Raw genomic sequence first — 22613 nt, 5'->3', positions numbered from 1 at the left:
CGTAAGAGATGTCCTACGGACGCCTGCAGACGAAACGAACGCGAACTCGGGGACATGGAACTCGACTGCCCCGGCGCCGAACTCCGATTCCAGGACGTGACCGAACGCTTCTGGCGCTAGCCACGAGCCGCTGACCAGCACGTGTCCCCGATCTGATCTCCTGGGACCCCGATTGGCTACGGAAGCCCGGCTTCCCGCTGTGGGTCAATTGGCGTAGACCCACAGGACTTTGGTGTCATACAACTGGGGCGACCGATCGAGTAGTTGCTGTCTAAAGCCCTTGGGGAGATCGCCATGTCTGGTGAAGCCACGCACTGCTGGGTCGTGGTGCTGGACATAGAGAACTTCAGTTCCCGGTCCGATCCGATCCAGCGTTCCCTGCGAAGCGGGATGTACGAGGTGCTCCGTGAAGCGCTTGTACGGGCCGGGCTGTCGGCCGATGGCATCGTCACCGAGGACCGTGGCGACGGGGTCCTGATGATCGTTCCTGCGGCCGTCTCACCGATCGTTCTGGCCGGACCGTTCGTACGCGCCCTTGACGACGAGCTCAAGCAGAAGGCGGTCGTCTACAGCCCCGCTCACGCGATGCGGTTCCGGGTCGCTATGCACCAGGGGCTTGCCTCGCGAGACGGTGAGGGCTGGTCCGGAGACGCCGTCAACACCGCCTGTCGACTGGTCGACGCGGGGCCGTTGCGCGAGGTCCTGGCCGCGTCGGCTTCGTCGCGGATGGTCTTCGTCGTGTCGGACGAGATCTACCGGGCGGTCGTCCGGCACGGGCACCGCTCCATCGACCCCGCCGCGTATCTGCCGATGCCGTTCCGGACCAAACACGGCGAGCTCATCGAGAGCTGGGTAACCGTGCCCGGATCTCCGGCCCCAGCCGGTCTCCGCGCGACGGCACTGGATCGTCCCGGGCAGGCCGGGCCCCCGGAGACGGGCGGACCCGAGGCCGGCGGTCCTCAGGCGGCCCCGGACGGGCAAGGGGGAGCAGCAACCGGCCCGGGCGGCCGGGTAACGCCGAACGGAGCCGGTATCAGCGTCGGAACCGTCCACGGTGATGTGTTCCAGGGCAACAAGACCGTCAATGTCAACACGAACGGCCCAGTCCGGCCATGACAACACCGACGGGGGGAACGCCGGCCGCGGGCGGCGCCGCGGGAGCAGCACCGCCCGCGGCCGGTACGGGGGGCGGGCCGGGTGGGGCGGCGGGTAACGCCGCCCCACCCGGCCCGGCGCAGGCTGCAGGCGAGGGACAGCCCCAGTCCGCAGACGGCGCGTCGGGTGCGCAGGGCAACGGGGAGGGCGGCGTCCAGGGCGAGCCTCCGCGTTCCGGCCCCGGAGCCGAGTCCTTCGAGGCCACCGGCCGGATGGGGCAGGGGTCTCTGCGCCACGACCGGGTACGCAATGCCTTCGCCAACGTCGAGGGCGATGTCTTCGGCGGCGACAAATACGTCCTGCTCCTGGGCGGCGCCCAGCGGCGCCTGCGGACCATCTCACCGCTCCTGGACGAACGGGTGCGCTTCGCATACCAGGAGCCTCCTGGTCTGTCGGCCGCCCGGGAAGCGCTGGCGGGCCGGCATCTGCTGATCCTGCGCGGCGCCCCCGGCCACGGGAAGACGGCCATGGCCGTCCGCCTGCTCCAGGGCATGGGTGCCACCGCCAAGTACCACCTGGACAGTGATGTCGACTTCGCCTCCCTCGTCGACCTCCTGGAGCGCGGTGGGGACTCCATCGAGCGCGGTGCGGCTTTTCTGCTCGACCAGCCGTCCGCGATCGCCGGGCTGCGCGGAGAGGTGTACGAGAAGGTACAGGGCGCACTCGCCCTCGCGGGCGCGTGGCTGGTGATGACGGTCTCCAGCACCGAGGTCGCGGACAGCGAACTCCTGACGGCGGTCGTCGACGTCACCGAGGCGCCCGACCAGCGCGGCATCGTCTCCTCGCATCTGCGCTGGCGTCTGGGCGACGCGGTCCGCGACCGGCTCCTCGCCGACGACGGCATCGGGAAACTGCTGGACGAGCTGCTCGACGGCGACCCCGCCTGCAAGCAGGCAGCCGATCTCGCGGCGGCGATCACCGAGGAGTGGGAGACCGGCCAGCTGGACCCTGAGGGCATCAAGAAGCGCCGTGCCCGCCAGGCCGACGAGGACTTCGACATCTGGGTCGAGAGCCTGCGGGAGCCCGCCGCCCGGACTCTCGCAATCGCCCTCGCCGTGCTCAACGGCCTGCCGCAGGAGTACATAGCCACCGCCGCCCGTGCCCTGCGCGAGCGGTTGGAGGACGACCGCCCGCATGTGCTGATGGCCGGGCCCAACGGTGAACCGCCCCGCATCAAGGACCCCTTCGCTGCCCCGCGCCGCACGCAGCTGACCCGGCTGCGTGCCCGTGACATCGGCAAGGAGAACGGCGAGCCGGGCCGCGCGCTGGAGTACAAGGACCCCTCCTATCCACGACGGATCATCCGGCACGCATGGATCCAGTACGAGATCCAGAACGAACTGCTCGACTGGCTGTCGGCTCTGGTCGTGGACCCGGCCGAAGAGGTCCGGGTCTACGCGGCCGCGGCCCTCGGGGTAATCGCCGCGGAGTCGTACACCTACCTCTGCGATCAGGTCTTCCATCAGTGGGCGCAGAGCGAGAACCCGCTGCGGCGCGACGCCGTCGCCTATGCCCTTCAGATCGCCTCGCGTGACCCCTGGATCAGGGAGCAGGCCGACATGCTGGTGGAGGGATGGTTCGCCGATCGGAGACGGCCCTATGCGCAGGCGACGGCGGCACGGGTGTACGGCATGGGTGAGGACCCCGAGCTCGCCGTTGCGGCGCTGGCCCGCCTCACCGTCGTCGACCGGGCAACCGTGGCCGTGGCCGTCGGCCGCAGCCTGACTGATCTGCTCGCGCAGAACACCGACTCGGCGGAGCTGGTGCTCCGCACCCTCCACGAGCGGTCCGCCGACCACCGAAGGCGGCCGACGGCGCTGCTCTCGTTCCTGATCGTGGCGGCCCAAGTAGTGGTGGGCAGGGGCGAGTCGGGGACCGACGGTTACATGGAGCAGTGGCCGGCCCTCCTCTATCTGGCGCACCACCGAGAGGAGTTGCGTGCACCGTTCATCGCCCTGTGGCGTGAGTCGCTCAACCAGGCGGAATTCGGTGAGGAGGCCCAGCAGGTGCTGCGCAATTGGGCCGCGGTCGCCGAACGCGATCCGTCTCTGCGTGCCATGTTCCAGCTGATGGTGGGCGCAATCGCGTACGGGGACCCGAGGACCGGCCGGATCCTGCGGCGGTGCGCGGCCGACTGGGTCGACCCGGACGAGCTGGCACCGCTGCCCCTGACTACTGCCGTCGTCCATGCTCAGCTCGATCTGGAAAGGGTGTGACATGACAGTCTCACTGATCCTCAACAACCGTCCGGTGTCCCGCGGTCAACTCGCCACCCTGCCCAATCTTCCGCCGAACTTTGCGGTCGTCTATCCCCTTGACGGCGGTGGCTGGGAGGTCGAGTCGCCCAAGCACCGGACGATGACCCAGCGGTGGCTGGGCAAGAACAAGCTCTGCTACGTCGTGGACCTGGGTGATCACCGGCGAACGGCCAAGCTCACCAAGACCCCGTTGACCTGCAAGGACCAGGCGCACCGGTTCGAGGCGACGATCGACGTCGGATTCCGGGTGCATGATCCGGTCGCGGTGGTGCGGAGCAATCTCCCCGATGTGCTCAGCGCCGTCTATCCGCATCTGGTCAGCAAGATCCGGCCGCACGCGGCGCAGTTCGCGATCGAGGAGGCCTTCGAGGCCCAGGCCAGGATCAACGGGGCGCTGGCGCTGCCCATCCCGCTGCCCGAGGGCATGACGCTGTACTACTGCGATGTGCAGCTCGAACCCGACCAGGCGGCTCGTGAGTTCATCCGCAGCCGCACCAAGGCGGGCCGAGACTCGGAGATGGGCCGCATGCAGCACAAGGCTGCCGTCGGGAACACCCGCCACCAGGAAACGATCAAGGACATCGAGCAGGAGGCCCGGATCGAGCGGGACAAGAGGGAACGCGCCGCCCTCGCCTCCGTACAGCTCGACTTCCGCAGCCTTGTCCTCGAACACCTGGCGAAGCACCCGGACGACACCGAGAAGGCCATGGATCTGCTGATGCGCTGGGAGGAGGGCCGACAGCTGCGAGCCCTGGACCAGGAGCAGCGGCAGGTCGAGATGGTCCGGTACATGATCGACAAGGGCATAGTGCGGGAGGTGGATCTGCCCGGCCTGCGCGAGGGTGTGCTCGGGCCGTCGGCCAGTGTCTTCGGCGGGATGCTGCCGCCCGCTACCGGGGCGCTTGCGCAGACGGCTCCGGTGGCCCCGCAGTCGCTGCCGCCGGTAGCGCGGACGGCACCGCCCGCGCCCCAACCGCCGGCGACCCCGCCGTGGGGCGGGACCCGTCCCGACGCCGCGCAGCGGTCCGGTGGCACCCCGTCCGCCCCGCCGCCTGACATCCGCCCGACGACGGTCGGCCTCGCTCCGGTCTACGTCGTCCTGGACACCTCCGCGTCGGCCGCCGGCTGTGTCACCGAACTCCGCGACTCGCTCCGGTCATTGCAGACCCTGCTCGCCAACAGCCCGGATGTGGCCTCGGCCGTACGGCTGTCCGTACTGACCTTCTCCGACACGGCCGACGTCCGGATGCCGCTCACGCAGGTGTCGTGGCAGACCGGCGTCCCCGACCTCCAGGCAGGAAACGGCTGCCGGTACGAACCCATTTTCCGCCGCCTGCTGGAGCTCGTACCTCTGGAGACGGAACGGCTCAAGCAGCAGGCGCCGCGTGTGAACCGCCCCACCGTCTTCCTCCTCGCCGCGGGCGACCCGGAGGACGGCGGCCAGTGGCAGGCCGCACACCAGCAGCTGATGCAGCACCAGTACCGGCCGAACATCGTCGCCTGCGGCATCGGTGCGATCAACCGGCGAACGGTGGCACGGATCGCCAGCCCCGCCGAATTCGCTGTCGCGGCGAACGCACACGCGGACCTGGCGGAGTCGGCAGCGCAGTTCTCGATGCTCCTCCAGAACACCGTGCTCCACCTGGGGCGAAGTGCAGTCGCCGGCTCCTCCGAGCTGCGACTGGAACGCCCGCAGGGACTGAGCCCCATCGAAGATGTCGAGTAGAGAGAGTCGAACGAAATGGCCGAAACCCTCGGGCAGTTGCTGCCGGTGTATGTACTGGCGGACGAGTCCGGTTCCATGCATCCCTACGTCGGTGACCTCAATGCCGGACTCGCCTCGCTCCACCGGGCAATGCTCGGCGAGCCGATGGCCGCGGCGAAGGTCCGTTTCTCGGTGCTGGGGTTCGCCAACAGTGTGACCGAGCGGCTGATACTCGCCGATCTGCGGGCCGAGAACGAGCTGCCACGCCTTACGGCGAGCGGCGGCACGAGCTACGAGGCGGCCTTTACCGCCCTGCTGAGAAGGCTCCCGCAGGATGTGGACACGCTCAAGAGCCAGGGTTACCGCGTTCACCGGCCCGCGGTGTTCTTCCTCAGTGACGGACAGCCGAACTTCGGAGAGGCGTGGCAGGACAGACACCGGGAGCTCACCGACCGCTCGGTGACCAAGGCGGCGCCCAACATCATTGCCTGCGGCATCGGCCAGGCCGAGGCCGAGACGATACTCAGCGTCGCCACACAGTCGGAGTTCGCCTTCATCTCGGTGCCCGGTGCCCAACTGGGCGAGTCCATCGCTCAGTTCTTCACCGCGCTCACCAAGAGCGTGGTGGAGTCGGGCAATGCGATGGCGTCGGGCCAGGCGGAGCTGGTGGTCGAGCGGCCGGAAGGCTTCCGGCTCGCGATTGACGAGGTGTGAGCGTGGCGCGTTTCTTCGGGTGGCGACGGGAGGACGAGGGGGAGCCCTCCGAATCCTCCGGCGCCGCCGAGTCCCCGGCCGGGGACCGAATGCCGGACGCCCGGGCCTCGGCCGTATCCAGGGACGGCCGACCCCCCGCTCTGCCACCGGCCGACAGACCGCATTCCGGGCCGCCGACGCCGGGACACGGGTCGGCGCCGGGACACGGGCCCGCGTTCCCGGCGCGTCACGCGCCTCCGCCAGGGCAGGGAGCATCCACCGGCTACGGGCCGTCGGCCGGTCACCGGCCTCCGCCGGGCCAGGCGCAGCGGGCGGCGCCCGTCCTGCCCCACCAGCATCCCGACCGCGGTTCCTCGATGCCCGCACAGAAGACACGGGAGCCCCGGCCCCCAGGGGCACAGCCGCCGGCCTGGGCCCGTTTCGTGCTCGGCCGGCCGACCGCCCGGTTCGAGCCGAAGCCGCCGCCCGCGGACCCCTATCGCCCCGACACGCTGTTCGACGGCTGGTCCACACGGGGGCTCACCGTCCGGCTGGCCTCCGTACGCGGCGACGCGCACCGCTTCGGTGGGCAGCCGCGCCAGGACGACATCGTGGTGGCGGCGCACGAGCCGACCGATGCGGTGGTGTTCGCGGTGGCGGACGGCGTCTCAGCGGCTCCTCAGTCGCATGTGGGCGCCGCGCTGGCCTGCCGTACCGCCGTCGCCGACGTGCTGAGGCAGCTGGACGAAGGACGGCCGCAGGTCGACTGGAACCGGACCGTCGCTGCGGCCGCGTACCAACTGTTCATGCGGGTGACCCGCGGTCCGGAGCCGACCCGGGAGCAGAAACAGGAAGCCCAGGCCCTGCTGGCCACGACCCTGGTGACGGGCGTCGTGCGGCTCACCGGGAGCGGACAGCTGGAGGTCAATCTGGTGCACGTCGGGGACAGCGGTGCCTGGATGCTCCATGAGAACCGATTCCACCTGCTGCTGGGCGGCAAGGAGGAGCGTGCAGACGGGGTCTTCTCCTCCGCGGTGTCGGCACTGCCGTGGGTGCCGCCGCAGATCGAGGGGACCTGGTACACGGTCCCCGAGGACGGGGTGCTGCTGATCGGGACGGATGGGTTCGGCGATCCGCTGGGCGACGGCACGGGGAGGATCGGGCAGGTTATCGCGTACGAGTTGGGTCGTCCGCCTCGTGAACCGCAGGCCGTCGCGCAACTGCTCGACTTCTCCCGCGAGACATTCGACGACGACCGGACACTGCTCGCGGTCTGGCCGCGTCACTGCCTCGACGAGAGCGGCGGCCCTGGAACCGCGGCAGCCCGGACAGGCGGAGCGCCGGGATGAGCGGGGCGTATCCGGGAGCCATGGATGCCGGCCGGGTGGTGAAGGGGCGGAAGTTCAACTCCGGCGGTCAGGGCTCGGTGTGGGCGGTCAAGGACCGGACCATCAACGGGACCTGGCCGGTGGCCTACAAGGAGTACCACACCAGGATCCGCCCCGAGCTCAAGCCCGAAGTCCTCGCCTCAATGGTCGACTTCATTCCGTCCCTGCCGCACGGCACCGGCCAGTGGCTCGCCGAGTGCACCGCTTGGCCGGCCATGCTGGTGACGGACTCCGCCGGGTTGAGTGGATTTCTGATGCGTCAGATCCCCGAGCGGTACTTCCACCGCTTCGACTTCGCGCCGGACGAGTCGCGGCCCGCGGGCTTCCAGTACCTGCTGAACCCCCCGGACTACTTCCAGAAGGCGGGCTTCAGCATCACACCCCGCCAGCGGTTCGAGCTGCTCCTGGACTTCGCCCGCACGCTGGGGCGGCTGCACGCCCTCGGCGTCGTCGTGGGCGACGTGTCGCCGAACAACGTGCTTTTCTCCCTGGACGGGACACCCAGTTGCTTCCTCATCGACTGTGATGCGATGGCGCTGCACGGCAAGTCGGCGCTCCAGACCGTGGAAACACCCAACTGGGATCTGCCTTCGGGCGAGCAGCTGGGCAGTGCGACGGGCGACGCGTACAAGTTCGGGCTGCTCGCCGCACGGCTCTTCGCAGGCGAGCAGGACGGCCAGGACCTGACGGTTCTGCGTGCTGCCGACCCGGCCGTGGGGCAGCTGGCCGAGCGGAGCCTGTCCGCCGATCCCGCCCGGCGGCCGTCGGCGGAGGAGTGGCTGAGCGCCCTGGCCGACGCGGCTACCACGGCGCCCGCGACGCTTCCGCAGGCCACACCGCCGCGAACCTCCGTACCGCGGAACACGGCGGGCACGGCGTCAGCACCGCCGGGTGCCGCACGGCCACAGCAGCCGCCGCGGACCGTGCCCAACACCCCGCCCGTGGCCCCCCGAACCCCCTATATGCCAAGGCCGACGCCGCCCCCGCCGGGCAAGTCCAAAGCCGGTCGGCGGTTCGTCGCGATCGTGCTGATCATCCTGGCCTTCGTCTACGGTCCCGATCTCTACGAGAAGATTGAGAAAGGGTTCCAATCCGGCAGCTCCGGCCAGTCGGGTCAGGGCATCGGGTCCAACAGCTCCGGCTCGTCCGCTCAGAACTCCGAAGAAGGCCAGGCACGTAGCCTGAACGGCCTGCTGCAACGGAACGAGGGGAACCGTGGCGGTGTCGGCGAGGCGGTCCGCCGGATGACCGCCTGTCCGGGCCGCTCCGGGCTCCAAAAGGCCAAGGGGGTGTTCGAGGACGCGGCGACGGAGCGGGACGAACTCGTGCAGGATCTGGAAGCGCTCGACCGTGACCTGCTGCCCACCTCCATGACGAAAAGTCTCGAATCCAGCTGGCAGGCCTCGGCCGACGCCGATCGTGCCTACGCGCGGCTGGCCGGCGAAATGATGAGCGGCTGCACGCCCAAGGCCGTGCTGTCCTCGTCGCAGTGGCAGGAGGCATCCCATGCGAACACACAGGCGACGCGCGCAAAGAAGGATTTCGTCTCCGCCTGGAACCCGATGGCTGAGGAGCATGGGCTGACCACGATGTCCTGGGACGAGTTGTGACCGCGCCCTGTACTGTCCGACGGCTCTCGACCGGCGCCGCGCCGCCAGGCACCTGCTAATACCCGGAGCTGCTCAGCCGTTTCAGTTCATCCGGCCGGTCGATAGTCAGCTTGTTGCGTCCCGTCGTCACCCATCCGCGCCCACGCCACTGCTCAAAGACACGGCTGACCGTCCGCCGGGAGCTGAGGACGAGTCCGGCGAAGTCGTCCTGGGACAGCGGCAGGGTGATGAGGACGGATCCATTCCCCTCGGGGCGCCCGTACTCCCCACCGAGCTCCAGCAGCAGTGCGGCAAGCCTGGCCTGGACGGCTTCGGAACCGGCGGCGGCCCGGTGTCCGTCCGCCTCGCGCAGGCGCTCGGAGAGCACCTGCTGGAGCGCGAACGCGATGACAGGCGTGGACCGGGCGGCGGCACGGAACAGGGACGAGGGGATCATCAGGGCCTCGACCCGAGTCAGCGAGGTGAGTGTGGCGGAGCGCGGTCCGCCGTCCAGTGCGGCCTGCTCGCCCAGCAGGTCCCCGGCGTTGCGGATGGCGAGCACAGCCTGGTAGCCCCCGGCGGAGTTGGCGGCAACCTTGGCGCAGCCGCGCCGGACAACGAGCAAATGGTCAGTGAGGTCGTACTGCCGCAGCAGGGTGTCCTTGGGCGGGAAGGCAACCATGCTGCCGATGTCGCGCAGTTGGACCCTGGCGGCGTCGTCAAGCAGCGACCAGAAGGGCATCCGGCGCGGGCGGTGGTGGGGTGCGCTGTCCACAAAGGCCGTTTCAGGCGAGAGCGACAACGACGGCGACCGACAGACTACCGATGACGGCCAGCAGCAGCGATTGCTGGACACGCCTGTGCTTCGTCCAGGCGATCGCGCTCATGACAACGAGCTGGCGGCTGAGGGTGGGCAAAGGATCGGCGCGGGCGAGCCGCTGGGCGAGGTCGTCGGGGGTCCAGTGGCGCAGATGGCCGTAGAAGAGGAACTCGTCCTCGCCAGGGTTGGGCGAGCGGCCCTGGCCGTTGTGGCGAGGGATGACGACGAGAACGGCGAGGACCGCAGAGAGCCCGATGAGGGCTACTCCCAGCCAGAGGATGACCTCGGCGACGCCGGTCACGCGGTCGAGGGAGCGGCCACTGCCGGACAGCGCGGCAATTCCGGCGAGGGCGGCGGACTCCATGGCCAGGGCGAAGGACGCCTTGGCATCCACCGTGCGGGTCGACTCGTGGAGCGAGGCGTGGATCTGCCAGGCGATCTTCGCCGCCTCAGCCCGGGACTCTTCCCGCGACACTGGAGCACCCCCCGATTCTCGACACCCCCGCCACTATAGCCACGGCCAGGCCGGGCCAGCATTCCATCCACCATGTCAATTGCCGCTGGTCCAGACGGAATTGAAGTGAAACGTCCGGGGATTGACCAAGACTCCGGACTGTCCCGACCGAACCCGGAACGATTCAGCGGCCGGCATGTGACGGTCCCCGCCCACCGAGGGCCTGCTCATCTCGCTCTCCCACCGGCCGTACGTGCGCGAGCCGCGGCTGTCCCGGCCGGCCCGCCGCACGCCGAGCGCGGTGGGGCTTCAGGGGGGCTATTGCCTTGAACATCCGCCCCCTCCACGTCGGACGTGCTCCGCCGGGTCCGGGAGAGAGCCCATGTGCGATGCAGGTCCTGTCCGGCGGATCACTCGAATATTGAGATGCGGGCCTGCCGGGGCGGACATAGGGTCGATGCCCGTGGAACCGCTCAGCGAGAAACAGATCCGCTCATCCTTCGTGAATTGCACCAAGGGTGAGGCGGCGCGGCTGCGGCTGCCGCTCGACTTCGCCGAACTGCCCTGGGAGGACCTGGACTTCTTGGGATGGGTGGATCCGGGAGCGCCGCTGCGGGCACACCTCGTGGTGCCACGGGCACAGGGTCCGCTGGGGATATCTCTGCGCGTACCCTCCGTGAGGCGAACCAGCGCCGTGAAGTCCAGCATGTGCCAGATCTGTCTGACAAATCACGCCTCCTCCGGGGTCACCCTGCTCGCTGCCCCCTTGGCGGGCGCCCGGGGCCGCGAGGGCAACACGGTCGGTATATACATCTGCGCGGACCTCGCCTGCCCCCTGTATCTGCGGGGCAAGCGGCAGCCGAAGCTGCGTTCCGGGCGGTACGAGGAGTCCCTGACGCTGGACGAGCGCCTCGAGCGCATGGCGGGCAACCTGGATGCCTTCACGGCCAAGGTCACCGACACGTGAGCCTGGCGAGCACAGCCTGTCACCCCGTAAGGAAGCGGAAACGTCCGACGGGGGGTGGAAGGCTGTCGACCTCACCGGAGCACCCGGCGGACCCAGCAGAGCCTGCGCGAGGCCCTCTCCATCCCCGACGCCGCCGCGGAACGCCTGTCTCCGCTCCGGCCGGTACACCCAGGGTCGCCGCCCACCCTCGTCATGCACGGCACCGAGGACCGCGTCGTACCCATCGACCGGGGACGCCGCTTCCGCGACCGGATGACCGCCGAGGGTAACCACTGCGGCCTCATGGAGTACGTCCCTGCCGCCTGCGTCGGCATAAGCACGCTCGACAGCGAGAGCCCGAGATGCACCTTTAGCACGCAAATGCGAATCTGGTACTGGCCCATCGTCCGGTATCCGCTACAGGAGGCACGATCGTGGGCAAGAAGCAGAGTCGGCAGAACCGAGGTGCCCGCACCGGCGGCCACGAACGCAGCGCTGCTCCGGAGACGAAGGAACAGCCGACGCAGCCAACGGCTGCCCGGGACACGGTGCACTCGATCTCAGAACAGGTCTCCCACCGGAAGCAGCGGAGGTTCGGCCACAACTGACCCTCGTCGATCTACGACAACCGCCCTCTGTGGTGGCAACCCCGACGCGGGGTTGCCACCACAGAGGGCGGTTGTCGTCAGGGCCTACGGTCGGCCGTCCGCCGGCCCGGAGCGGTCCCGGAACAGTTCTTGATGGCTTCTTCATAGGTCCTTCATGGGCGCGGTCCTACATTCGTCGCCGTCCGGCCGGAGCGGGAGCCGGGCGACGGCCAATGTGCGAGGAGCCCACGAGCATGAGTTCGCGTCGGTGGTACGGGGGAAGGCTGCTGATCGGGGTGGTGTCGGTGGCGACGTTGACCGTGACCGGCTGCGGAGGCGGCGGAAACAGCGGGAACGAGGTCGCCTCGGCGTCGAACGGCAAGAGCCGCGCTACGGCCTCCAAGAGCAGTTCCAGCGAGCTGGCCGACTATGTCGAGGGGCAGCGGAAGTGGGTCGAATGCCTGCGCCACGAGGGGTTCGACATCTCCGATCCCGACTCCAAGGGCAAGGTCGAGTTCGGCGAAAATTCCAAGTGGAAGCGGATCCGAAAGCCCTCAAGGCTCAGGAGAAGTGCGCCGGCCTCAGTCTGCCCATCCCTGAGAGCGTCCTCGAGGAGCAGCGGCCCGAACTCTCCGAGGAGGAGATCGGGAAGAACCGGCAGTACGCGAAGTGCATGCAGGAGCACGGGGCGCCCGACTTCCCCGACACCGGTGCCGACGGCCACTTCCAGGAATCCCCCTGGGACTCGGCGTCGGCGGGTGCCGAGCGGGCCGCGCGCGCGTGCGCCCCGATCATCGGTATCCCGGACGACGCACCCTCACCCAAGGGCTGATGGAACCGGGCGCCGTGAACGTCGTGAAGGGCATGGGCAATCAGCCGACAGCAGTGGGGGCAGACGTGACGGAGAGGGGCGCGGACGACCGGGGGGTCGGACGGCGCGGGCGCGGACCCGTCATCCTGGGGTCCGGGATTCTGTTGGTCGCCGCGGTCGGCGTGGTCGGAGCCCTGGGGCTGGGCGGGGGCGGCGCGGGTGCTGACGGTGCGGGCGGTCGGGGGACCGGCGGCCAGGCCGTGCGGGTCGCTCGGGGCACGCTGACCGACCAGACCGAGATCGATGGCCGCCTCGGGCACGGGCCTGAGGTTCCGTTCCAGATCAAGGCGAGCGGAACGGTGACCTGGCTGCCCGAATCGGACAAGATCGTGCGGCGCGGCGAGACGGTGCTGCGTGTCGACGACCGCCCGGTGGTGCTGCTGTACGACAGCCTGCCCATGTATCGCGGCCTGGGCATGACGGAAGCTGAAGGTGCGGCCGCCGGAAGCACCGCCGGCTCGGTGCGCCCGGCCGCCTTCGACCGGCGCAGCAGCGCCCTGACCCGAGCTGTCAGCTCCCTGGGGCTGTACGGCTTGGCCATGTAGTCGTCGGCTCCCAGGTCCAGCCCCAGGAGCATGTCCTCCTCCGTGGTGCGTGCCGTGAGCAGCAGGATGGGGACCTGGGATTCGGCACGCAGGATCCGGCATACGTCGAGGCCGTCGACGTTCGGCATCATCACATCGAGCACGATGAGGTCGGGCCGGGAGGACCTTGCCCGGTCGATCGCCGAGCGGCCGTCGGCGACGATCTGGACCTCGTTCCCCTCACGCTCCAGATAGATGCCTATCAACCGCGCCTGCTTCACGTCGTCCTCGGCAACCAGTATGCGTGCGCTCAACGAGACTCCTCGTCCGGGCTCCGTCGTGACATGGGCACCAGTATCCGTATGAGCCGCTGCCGCGGAGCCGGACTCCGGCAGCAGATACCGGATCGCCCCCTACGTCTGATGGCCTGTCATGCGCCACCTCTCGCTGGCCCGTTCAGGCACCTACGACCAGTCGCGCGGGGGCCGGGCCCCGCACCACAGGGGCCGTGGCACGGGGCCCCACCGCCACCCGAACACACAGGTCTCGCACCGAGATTCAGGCACCCCGAGAGGTTTATCTACGCGCGGAGCTATCGCGACCGAACGATCATTCAGGCATATCAGACCAGTTCTCACGCAGCTATTACCGGCGAGTACCAACAGCTGCTAGAAACGTGGCGCTCACTCAACCCCCCACCCACCCCCCACACTTCGGAGGGCTGACAGCCATGTCAGTACGGAGATTCTGGACGTCCGCATCCACTCTGGTCCTCGCCGCCGTGGCCGCTCTGGGCGTCGCCCAGCCGGCCTCGGCATCCTCGGCCGCCGCCGGCGGGTACGTCGCACTCGGCGACTCGTACTCGTCCGGCGTCGGCGCGGGGAGCTATCTCTCCGACAGCGGCGACTGCCGCCGCAGCACCAAGGCCTACCCCTACCTCTGGGCAGCTGCGAACTCACCTTCCTCTTTCGCCTTCGTCGCCTGTTCGGGCGCCACGACGAGTTCGGTGGCCGGCAGCCAGCTGGGCGCACTGAGCTCGTCCACCGGCCTGGTCAGCGTCACGGCGGGCGGCAACGACGCCGGCTTCGCCGATGTCATGCAGGACTGCGTGCTGTCCAGCGAGGCCACCTGCCTGAGCAGCGTGAGCTCGGCCGTGTCGCAGATGCAGAACTCACTTCCGTCCGGCCTGCGTTCGCTCTACGGATCCATCCGGTCACGGGCCCCGCAGGCACATGTCGTGGTGCTGGGATACCCGCGCTTCTACCAGCTGAGCGGCAGCTGCATCGCCGGGCTCTCGGAGAAGGAGCGGGCGGCCATCAACAACGCGTCCGACGTCCTGAACGGTGTCATCGCCAAGCAGGCGGCCGACGCCGGGTTCACGTTCTCCAGCGTGGTGGACGAGTTCACCGGGCATGAGCTGTGCTCCGGTGACGCATGGCTCAACAGTGTGACGCTCCCCGTCTACAACTCGTACCACCCCAAGGCCGCCGGACAGTCGGGCGGCTATCTTCCGGCCTTCCGCTCGGCCGCGTAGGACGCGGACGACGGAGGTACAGAAGCGCGGCGGGCCGCCGGGGTGTTCCGGCCGCCCACCGCGCTTCTGTTGCGTTCAGGCACGGGCATATTGCCTCAGGCGCGGGCGACGTCGCTTCAGACGCGGGCGTGTCGCTTCAGGCGCGGGCAGCGGCGGGCCGCCGGTGCAGGGCGAGGGCGGTCGCAGCGGCGACTACGGCGGTGGCTGCGGCCACCCACCAGCCGTGCCGGAATGCGTCGAGCGCCTCGGCCGGTCCGTCAGGGGCGCCGAGCAGCGTGACCATCAGGGCGACACCCAACACCGAACCGGTCTGGCGTGCCATCGTGGTGACCGCTGATCCGGTGGCGAAACGGGTGGGCGGGAGAGCCGCAGCGGCCGCGCCGACCAGGGTGGGGAGGGCGAAGCCGACGCCGATGCCGGTGATCATCATGCCGGGGAGGAAACCGCTCGCGTAGTGCGGAGCCGTATCGAGCGCGACGGCCCACCAGGCCAGCCCGACAGCGAACAGCAGGCAGCCGAGTGCGGCGGTGCGGCCCGCTCCGATGCGGCTGACGACCGGACCCGAGAGGACGGCGAGCGCGGGTACGACCAACGGCCCCGGTGCGATGGCGAGTCCGGTACGGATCGCCGAATACCCCCACACCTGCTGGCACCAGAGCACCGACGTCAGCAGCATCGCCGCGAACGCGGCGGTGAAGAGCAGAGCTGCGAGGGTGGCCGTCGCGAAGGCCCGGGTACGCAGCATCGGCAGTTCGACGACCGGGGCCGGGTGCCGGGCGGAGCGCAGCCAGAAGCCCGCGGTGAGGACGGCGGTCGCAACCAGCGTGCCAAGGACACCCGGCGAACTCCAGCCCCAGGCATCGGCCTTGACCAGGGCGAGCGCCAGTGCGCCGATGGCGAGGGTGAGCAGAACGGCACCGAAGAGGTCCGGGAAGGGACCCGCGCGGTGTGGGCGGGCATCGGGCAGCCACCGGGCGCCCGCGATCAGGCCGATCGCACCGACCGGCACATTGACGAGGAAGACCCAGCGCCAGTCCGCTTCCACGAGTACGCCACCGACCACCGGCCCCAGACCGGCCGCGATGCCGCCGATCGCCGCCCAACTGCGGATGGCCCGGGGGCGGCGCTCTGCCGGAGTGTTGACGAGCAGCAGGGCGAGCGACGTCGGCATGAGGGCGGCGGCTCCGACGGCCTGCAGGACGCGGGCGGCCACCAGCCAGCCGACGTCGGGGGCGACTGCGCAGAGCGCGGAGGCGGCGGTGAAGACCGCAAGACCGAGAAGGAAGCCTCGGCGGTGTCCGTACCGGTCGGCGAGCCGGCCCGCGACGACGAGCAGAGCGGCGAAGACGATCGCGTACGCGTTGAGCACCCAGGACAGCGAGGCGAGCGAGCTGCCGTCGAAGGCGTCGCCGAGGGCGGGGACCGCGACATTGACGATGAACAGGTCGAGATTCACGACGAAGACACCGGCCGAAATGATCCAGACGGTGGCACGGGAGGAGGCCGGGGCAGCCGCGCGGTCAGTCGCGGAGGCAACCACAGAAGGGGGTGAGTTTGATTCTCCAACTCTCATGACGGCAAGGTAGCGCCAGTGAGTTTGAGATGGCAACCTTGTAGTGATGAGTACTGCACAGGAACCCCACGCCCCCACCGTCCCGGCGTTCTCGCTGCCCGGCCGGCCGTGCTCGGCCGCCGCCGCACTGCATGTGGTGGGTGAGAAATGGGCGCTGCTCGCGGTGCGCGAGATCTTCTTCGGCAACCACCGGTTCGAGGCGATCGCCCGCAACACCGGCGCGCCCCGGGACCGCCTCGCGGCCCGGCTGCGCTCACTGGAGCAGGCAGGGGTGGTCGAGCGACGGCCCTACAACGAACGGCCGCCGCGCTACGAGTACCACCTGACCGAGTCCGGTCGTGATCTCGCTCCGGTGATCCGGGCCCTGCTGGACTGGGGCGACCGGTGGGTGCTGGAGGAGCAGCCGGTGGTCATGATCCATGAACCGGCGGCGGAGGCCGGTCGCGAGGACTCGCACGCGCACGATCTCGATGCGACGTGGATCTGCCGCACGTGCGGCGAAGAGGTCGTGATGAACACGCTGACGATCGATGTCCGCGCCCCCGGGTGGGACCGCGAGGGGCCCAAGGAATCACGCCCGACCGGCGATTGAGGGCGAGGGGGCCGAAAGCAAGGGTGAGGCAAGGACGAAGGCAGAGGCGACGGGGCGACCGGAGGACCCGCGGCCCGGCTGACGCCCACCGCCGCCATCACGTCCCCCGTACCCCGTTCGTCCCCCGCCCCCGTCCGATCGGTCTCAGTACCGCTCGACGAGGTGCTCCCGGCCCGCCGGGGGCTCGTACGGCTCGGGCCGGAAGTCGGTGATCTCGCTGATCCGCCCCTCCGCGTCGAACGTGAAGAAGTGGATGGCGTGCAACTCCTGCGGGCCGACCGTGAAAAGCGTCCGGACAGCGACCTGCCGCCCCTCCTGGTCGGCCACGACCCGTTCGACGCGGACGTGCCGGTCCCCCGGGTACTCACGGTTGAACCGCACGTACCGCTCCTTCCCGCGGACGCGTTCGCGAGTCTGCGGCAGGTCGTACAGCACCTCGTCGGCGAGCGTCGTGGCGAAGGTGTCCCAGTCGCGGTTGTCGGCCGCGGTCCAGTACGTCTTCACCGCGGTGCGCAGATCAGCAGTCGTGGTCATGGTTCGAGTCTGAACCTCACCACTGACAATGGGCCTCGGGTGTCGGCCTTCGGTCAGGAGCCGGCCGGGCGCGACGCCTTGACCGAGTACATCAGCGGGATGCGTGGACGGTCGGCGGGGAAGCGGTAGAAGCCGTCGCCGTGCCGCTCCAGCGCCGGGAAACGGGCGAAGAGCGAGACGTCGTGCTCGTGCAGGAAATCGATCCGCAGCCCGGCGGCGGCCAGCGCCGACACCACGTCGCCGATCGGGTGCTGCCATTCGACGCTGCGGTTGTGGACGGTCGGAGCGTCGAAGTCCGCGTACGTGCCCGGCGTCTCGTCCACCCATGCGTCGCGGCTGAAGTAGTCGTGGACGACCTTCGCGCCGGTCGAGTCGTCGAGGCAGTCCGTGAGCGGATGGAACTCCGCGAGGTAGAGGAAGCCGCCGGGCGCCACGAGCGATGCGGCGGTCTCGGCCCAGCGCCGGGTGTCGGGCAGCCAGTTCAGCGCGCCGACGCCGGTGTAGACGATGTCGTACGACGAGTCCGGGACGGCCTGCGCGGCGTCATGGACATCGGCGGCGACGAACGCCGCCCGGTCCTGGGTGAACCCCAGCTCGCGGGCCAGGCCGCGCGCGGTCTCCACGGCCGGTTCGGAGAAGTCCAGACCGACGACGTGTGCGGCGCCGTGCCGGGCCCAGGAGAGGGTGTCGACCCCGATGTGGCACTGCAGATGCAGCAACGACTTGCCCGTGACGTCCCCGACCTCGGCGAGTTCGAAGTCGCGCAGGGCGTCCTTGCCGGCGCGGAAGGAATCCAGGTCGTAGAAGTCGCTCCCGGCGTGGATGGGAACCCGCTCGTCCCAGTGCGCGCGGTTGGCCTCGTGCCAGTCGGCAGGGGTCGGTGCATTCATGCCCGGGAGGTTATCCACAGGCTGTGGGCGATGCGAACGAATTGTCGGCGTTCCGGCGCAGAATGGGGGGCATGACTGAGATCACTGGCTCGACGGCCCCCACCGCACCGGCGGCGACCGATTCCGCTCCGGCGACCGCTTCCGTACCGGAGTGGGAGCAGCGTTTCCGGGCGCCGCGGGTGTCATTGCCCGACTGGGCGGAGGATGCGCCGGACCACGCGCTGTTCGTCTCCAATGCCACGGGGACGTACGAGCTGTACGCATGGGACCGCGCGACCGGCAAGCAGCGCCAGGTGACCGACCGGCCGAACGGGACGACTGACGGCGTGCTGACACCGGACGGCGAGTCGATCTGGTGGTTCAGCGACACCGACGGGGACGAGTTCGGCGTGTGGATGCGCCAGCCGTTCCACGGCGGCGAGGGCGAGGAGGCGGTGGACCAGCCGGCGGCACCCGGTCTCGGTGCCTCGTACCCGGCCGGGCTCGCGATCGGGCGTGACGGTACGGCGGTGGTCGGCCGTTCGACCGACGAGGACGGGACGACGATCCATGTCGTACGGCCCGGGGCCGCGCCCGTCGAGATCTACCGCCACCGCGAGTCGGCGGGCGTCGGTGACCTGTCGTACGACGGGACGCTGATCGCCCTGGAGCACACCGAGCACGGCGATGCGATGCACTCCGCGCTGCGCGTGGTGCGGCCCGACGGGTCGACGGTCGCCGAGCTGGACGACACCGAGGGCGGTACGAAGGAGCTGGGCCTGTCCGTGCTGGGCTTCGCCCCCGTCGCGGGGGACACGAGGCTGCTGGTCGGGCATCAGCGGCGGGGCCGCTGGGAGCCGATGATCTGGGATCCGATGACGGGCACGGAGACGGACCTCGCGATCGACCTGCCCGGTGATGTGGGCGCCGAGTGGTATCCGGACGCCTCCGCGCTGCTGATCGTGCATGGCTTCGAGGCCCGCAGCGACCTGTGGCGGTACGAGCCGGGGGCGGGCAGCGCTCCCGTCCGGGTGGATACCCCCGCGGGTTCGGTGTCGGGAGCCACGGCCCGGCCCGACGGCACGGTGGAGTACCTGTGGTCGTCGGCCGCGCAGCCGCCCGTCATCCGGTCCACCTCGGGTGCGGTGGTGCTCGATCCGCCCGGCTTGAAGGCGCCGGCGTCCGTGCCGGTGGAGGACGTGTGGGTGGACGGGCCCGGGGGCCGCGTCCACGCTCTCGTGCAGCGGCCGGCCGCCCCGGCGGAGGGCCCGTTTCCCACCGTCTTCGAGATCCACGGCGGCCCGACCTGGCACGACAGCGACGCCTTCGCCTCCGGCCCCGCCGCCTGGGTGGACCACGGCTACGCGGTCGTCCGGGTCAACTACCGGGGCTCCACCGGATACGGCCGCGCCTGGACGGACGCGCTCAAGCACCGGGTTGGTCTGATCGAGCTGGAGGACATCGCCGCGGTACGGGAGTGGGCGGTGAAGTCGGGGCTCGCGGACCCGGCGAAGCTGGTCCTGGCCGGTGGCTCCTGGGGCGGCTATCTGACTCTGCTCGGCCTCGGTACGCAGCCGGACGACTGGGCCCTGGGCCTGGCGGCGGTCCCGGTCGCCGACTACGTCACGGCGTATCACGACGAGATGGAGGACCTGAAGGCGATGGACCGCACACTGCTGGGCGGCACGCCGGAGGAGGTTCCCGAGCGCTTCGAGGCCTCGTCCCCGCTGACGTACGTCGACGCCGTGCGGGCGCCGGTCTACATCTCGGCGGGCGTCAACGACCCGCGCTGCCCGATCCGCCAGGTCGAGAATTACGTGGACCGGCTGAAGGGCCGTGACGCGGTGCACGAGGTCTACCAGTACGACGCGGGACACGGTTCGCTCGTCGTGGAGGAGCGGATCAAGCAGATCCGGCTGGAACTCGACTTCGCCCAGCGCCACCTGGCCCCGGGCAGCGCCCCCGCCTCTTCGAGCCTGTCCGGCGAATAGGGGCGTCTGTCCCCACCTGCACGGATCCCGCATGAAACCGCCGGACCCACGGTCATCGTGAACCCCATCGTGAACCCGTCCGGAGACCGAGGACGAATAGGTGACCGAGGACGAAGAAGTGACCGGCGAGCAACGCGGCGGGGCGCCGAGCCGGACGCCGCCGACGGCCGGCAGCCCCGTCGGCACCGAGGCCGTGCCCCACCTGGCTTCGTTCGCTTTCAGGAGCAGCCTTTGTCCACCAGTTCGGGAGGTGAGGGCAAGCCGGAGCGTCCGCGATGTTCACGAGAAATGGTTCTGCACACATTCCGTGACGCGGGCACTGTGCGTGACGGTCGGGGGCCGTGTCGGCTTTCGGGTCGTCCGCCCCGGCCGCCGTCCGTGGGCCGTGCGGGTCATCGAGTGCCGCCGTTCGACGGACGCGGCGGTCGGGTCCGATGGGGCGGTCGTCCGGCTGGGACACCTTCCTTGCGGGCGTGCCGGGGGATACGCCCCGGCACGAAGAGGAACCCGGTGTCGTGCGGGTTCCGAACCGCTTGCCCGTCGTTCACCCGGGTGGTTTCAGGAAGGACCCTCGACGTGTCTGGTCCCGTTGTCCTAATCACGGGCGCGCTTACCGGTATCGGCCGCGCCACCGCCTTCGCTTACGCCCGTCAAGGCGCGAACCTTGTGGTCTCCGGCCGCCACGAGGACGTGGGTGAGCAGCTTGCCGTGGAGCTCTCCGACCTCGGCGCCCCGGCCGAGTTCGTGCGTGCCGACGTCCGCTTCGACGCCGAGGTGAAGGACCTCGTCGACCGTGCGGTGGCACGGTTCGGGCGGATCGATGTCGCCTTCAACAACGCCGGCACCGAGGGAACACCCGGCCCTGTCACCGAAGTGACCGACGAGGCTTACCAGGCCACCTTCGATACCAACGTCAAGGGAACGCTGCTGTGCCTGAAGCACGAGTTCCGGGTCATGAGGGAACAGGCCGGCGGCAGCATCGTCAACGTCAGCTCCAGCTTCGGCCTGATGGGTTATCCCGGGGCGACCTTGTACGTGGGGAGCAAACACGCCGTCGTCGGCATCACCAAGGCGGCCGCACTCGAAGGCGCCGCCCACGGTATCCGGGTCAACGCGGTTGCGCCCGGCTACACCCGGACCGCTATGTACGAGCGGTTCACCGGCGACGACACGGCTCGTGCCGAGGTCGATTCGGTGCTGCCCATGCACCGGGCGGGTGCCCCTGAGGAGATCGCCGAGGCCGTCCAGTTCCTGGGTTCGGACAAGGCGAGCTACGTCACCGGGCACATCCTCCTTGTCGACGGCGGCCTCATGGCGGGCGGGCCCCTGTTCCCGAGCTCGTGAATCGCGAGGTCGGCGCAGGCCGTGTCGGCCTCGGTGGCGCGGTGCCCGCTTGACGGGATGTTCCGGGGCAGTGTGAGCCGGCGATGACTGCACCGCGGCGCCGCCCGACGCCGAACCGGGTGTCCGAGGGCGCGTCGTGCGCAACCCCTCTACAGCTGACTTCACGACTCGTGAACAAGCCACCCACCCGCACCCCGCTCCGAGCGACCGGAGCGGGGACCGTACCGTGGAGGGGTGTACCGGTTCCTGCTGACCCCGCGATGGTGGGGAATCAACCTCTTCGTCGTGCTGGCCATCCCGTTCTGCATCTTCATGGGCACCTGGCAGCTCGGCCGCTTCGAGGACCGCGTGCAGACGCACGACGCCGCCGAGAAGCAGCCCGCCCCGGGCACGAGGGCCGCCAAGCCGATCGACGACCTCCTGCCCGTCGACACCGTGACCTCGGGCCGCCCCGCCACCGCCACCGGCCGGTACGCCGACCAGTTCCTGGTACCCGGCCGGGAGTTGGACGACAAGAGCGGCTTCTATGTCCTGAACATGCTCCGCACGGACAGCGGCAAGGCCCTGCCGGTGGTACGCGGCTGGCTCCCCGGCAAGCCCGGCCACACCGCCGTGCCCGCCGCACCGACCGGCGAGGTCACTGTGACCGGCGACCTCCAGGCGTCCGAGAACGCCGGCACCGCGGGCGTCGACGCGGCGGGCGGGCTCCCGGACGGTCAGCTAGGCATGATCAGCGCCGCGTCCCTGGTCAACCTCGTCCCGTACGACGTCTACGACGCATGGGTGACGCTCCAGGACGCCGGCTCCAGCGGCGCGCTGCGTCCCGTACCGGCCGCCGTACCGCAGGGCACCGGGCTCGATCTGAAAGCCTTCCAGAACCTCGGCTACACCGGCGAGTGGTTCGTCTTCGCCGGGTTCGTGCTCTTCATGTGGTTCCGGCTGGTCCGCCGCGAGGCCGAAGCGACGCGGGACCTGAAACTGGGCCTCGTCGACGGCGCGGATTCGAATGCGGACACGGATGCAGATGCAGATGCAGATGCAGATACGGGCAAGGATGCGGGCACGAACACCGGCTCCACCGATCCCGCCGACTCCAACGTGAGCGCCGGCACGGCCTGAGACAGACACCTGAGACACACATGCGTGAGGGGGCCCGCCGAATCGACCGGCGGGCCCCCTCGCGCAT

At 69.8% G+C, this 22613-nt stretch carries 19 protein-coding genes and 1 pseudogene; 14 read left to right on the top strand and 6 right to left on the bottom strand.

Annotation, left to right across the window (positions count from 1 at the left end; all coding sequences use genetic code 11):
- Positions 1-294: 294 nt before the first annotated feature.
- The 6 genes from OG609_RS22225 to OG609_RS22200 all read left to right on the top strand — a co-directional run bounded on the left by OG609_RS22225 (position 295) and on the right by OG609_RS22200 (position 8809).
- Entirely contained in the window at positions 295-1116 is an 822-nt protein-coding gene (locus OG609_RS22225) for a hypothetical protein (protein ID WP_327274420.1), read from the top strand.
- Complete coding sequence (locus tag OG609_RS22220; RefSeq protein ID WP_327274419.1) at positions 1113-3371, top strand: hypothetical protein; 2259 nt, start codon at positions 1113-1115, stop codon at positions 3369-3371. The genes OG609_RS22225 and OG609_RS22220 overlap by 4 nt, the downstream gene beginning before the upstream one ends.
- Before the next feature lies 1 nt (position 3372).
- A complete protein-coding gene (locus OG609_RS22215; protein ID WP_327274418.1) occupies positions 3373-5139 on the top strand; it encodes a vWA domain-containing protein in 1767 nt (588 codons plus the stop codon).
- Positions 5140-5154: 15 nt separating this feature from the next.
- Entirely contained in the window at positions 5155-5832 is a 678-nt protein-coding gene (locus tag OG609_RS22210) for a vWA domain-containing protein (RefSeq protein ID WP_327274417.1), read from the top strand.
- Positions 5833-6188: 356 nt separating this feature from the next.
- Positions 6189-7160: a protein phosphatase 2C domain-containing protein gene (locus tag OG609_RS22205; RefSeq protein ID WP_327274416.1), complete on the top strand. Its 972-nt coding sequence runs from the start codon at positions 6189-6191 to the stop codon at positions 7158-7160.
- Positions 7157-8809 (top strand): hypothetical protein, encoded by a 1653-nt coding sequence (locus tag OG609_RS22200; protein WP_327274415.1) that lies wholly within the window; start codon positions 7157-7159, stop codon positions 8807-8809. The genes OG609_RS22205 and OG609_RS22200 overlap by 4 nt, the downstream gene beginning before the upstream one ends.
- Before the next feature lie 55 nt (positions 8810-8864).
- Here OG609_RS22200 and OG609_RS22195 read toward each other — a convergent pair whose 3' ends face one another.
- A complete protein-coding gene (locus OG609_RS22195) occupies positions 8865-9563 on the bottom strand; it encodes a Crp/Fnr family transcriptional regulator (RefSeq protein ID WP_327274414.1) in 699 nt (232 codons plus the stop codon).
- A 10-nt stretch (positions 9564-9573) separates the two neighbouring features.
- The gene (locus tag OG609_RS22190) at positions 9574-10083 is read right to left on the bottom strand and encodes a Pycsar system effector family protein (RefSeq protein WP_327274413.1); all 510 of its coding nucleotides are present in this window, start codon (positions 10081-10083) and stop codon (positions 9574-9576) included.
- Positions 10084-10525: 442 nt separating this feature from the next.
- Here OG609_RS22190 and OG609_RS22185 point away from each other — a divergent pair, with 442 nt between their 5' ends.
- The 3 genes from OG609_RS22185 to OG609_RS22175 all read left to right on the top strand — a co-directional run bounded on the left by OG609_RS22185 (position 10526) and on the right by OG609_RS22175 (position 13011).
- Complete coding sequence (locus tag OG609_RS22185; RefSeq protein ID WP_327274412.1) at positions 10526-11029, top strand: FBP domain-containing protein; 504 nt, start codon at positions 10526-10528, stop codon at positions 11027-11029.
- A gap of 1098 nt (positions 11030-12127) precedes the next feature.
- Positions 12128-12427 (top strand): hypothetical protein, encoded by a 300-nt coding sequence (locus tag OG609_RS22180; protein ID WP_327274411.1) that lies wholly within the window; start codon positions 12128-12130, stop codon positions 12425-12427.
- Positions 12428-12441: 14 nt separating this feature from the next.
- Complete coding sequence (locus OG609_RS22175; protein ID WP_327278415.1) at positions 12442-13011, top strand: hypothetical protein; 570 nt, start codon at positions 12442-12444, stop codon at positions 13009-13011.
- On the opposite strand, the pseudogene OG609_RS22170 reads toward OG609_RS22175, so the two are convergent.
- A pseudogene (locus tag OG609_RS22170) lies at positions 12912-13304 on the bottom strand (response regulator transcription factor); the annotation flags it as partial. The gene OG609_RS22175 and the pseudogene OG609_RS22170 overlap by 100 nt on opposite strands.
- 416 nt (positions 13305-13720) lie before the next feature.
- Here OG609_RS22170 and OG609_RS22165 point away from each other — a divergent pair.
- Entirely contained in the window at positions 13721-14524 is an 804-nt protein-coding gene (locus OG609_RS22165; RefSeq protein ID WP_327274410.1) for an SGNH/GDSL hydrolase family protein, read from the top strand.
- Between the two features lie 136 nt (positions 14525-14660).
- Here OG609_RS22165 and OG609_RS22160 read toward each other — a convergent pair whose 3' ends face one another.
- Complete coding sequence (locus OG609_RS22160; protein WP_327274409.1) at positions 14661-16097, bottom strand: MFS transporter; 1437 nt, start codon at positions 16095-16097, stop codon at positions 14661-14663.
- A 46-nt stretch (positions 16098-16143) separates the two neighbouring features.
- Here OG609_RS22160 and OG609_RS22155 point away from each other — a divergent pair, with 46 nt between their 5' ends.
- Entirely contained in the window at positions 16144-16689 is a 546-nt protein-coding gene (locus OG609_RS22155) for a winged helix-turn-helix transcriptional regulator (protein ID WP_327274408.1), read from the top strand.
- A 144-nt stretch (positions 16690-16833) separates the two neighbouring features.
- Here OG609_RS22155 and OG609_RS22150 read toward each other — a convergent pair whose 3' ends face one another.
- Complete coding sequence (locus OG609_RS22150; protein ID WP_327274407.1) at positions 16834-17223, bottom strand: nuclear transport factor 2 family protein; 390 nt, start codon at positions 17221-17223, stop codon at positions 16834-16836.
- A gap of 53 nt (positions 17224-17276) precedes the next feature.
- A complete protein-coding gene (locus OG609_RS22145) occupies positions 17277-18113 on the bottom strand; it encodes a class I SAM-dependent methyltransferase (RefSeq protein ID WP_327274406.1) in 837 nt (278 codons plus the stop codon).
- A 71-nt stretch (positions 18114-18184) separates the two neighbouring features.
- Here OG609_RS22145 and OG609_RS22140 point away from each other — a divergent pair, with 71 nt between their 5' ends.
- From OG609_RS22140 to OG609_RS22130, 3 genes are all read left to right on the top strand, one after another.
- Positions 18185-20083, top strand: coding sequence for a S9 family peptidase (locus OG609_RS22140; protein ID WP_442817991.1), 1899 nt, complete (start codon positions 18185-18187; stop codon positions 20081-20083).
- 576 nt (positions 20084-20659) lie between these two features.
- Positions 20660-21427, top strand: coding sequence for an SDR family NAD(P)-dependent oxidoreductase (locus OG609_RS22135; RefSeq protein WP_327274404.1), 768 nt, complete (start codon positions 20660-20662; stop codon positions 21425-21427).
- Between the two features lie 234 nt (positions 21428-21661).
- Positions 21662-22546: an SURF1 family protein gene (locus OG609_RS22130; RefSeq protein ID WP_327274403.1), complete on the top strand. Its 885-nt coding sequence runs from the start codon at positions 21662-21664 to the stop codon at positions 22544-22546.
- Positions 22547-22613: the final 67 nt, after the last annotated feature.

It is taken from the genome of Streptomyces sp. NBC_01224 (genome assembly GCF_036002945.1).
GTDB lineage: Bacteria > Actinomycetota > Actinomycetes > Streptomycetales > Streptomycetaceae > Streptomyces.
This window is presented reverse-complemented; position numbering and strand designations above follow the sequence as displayed.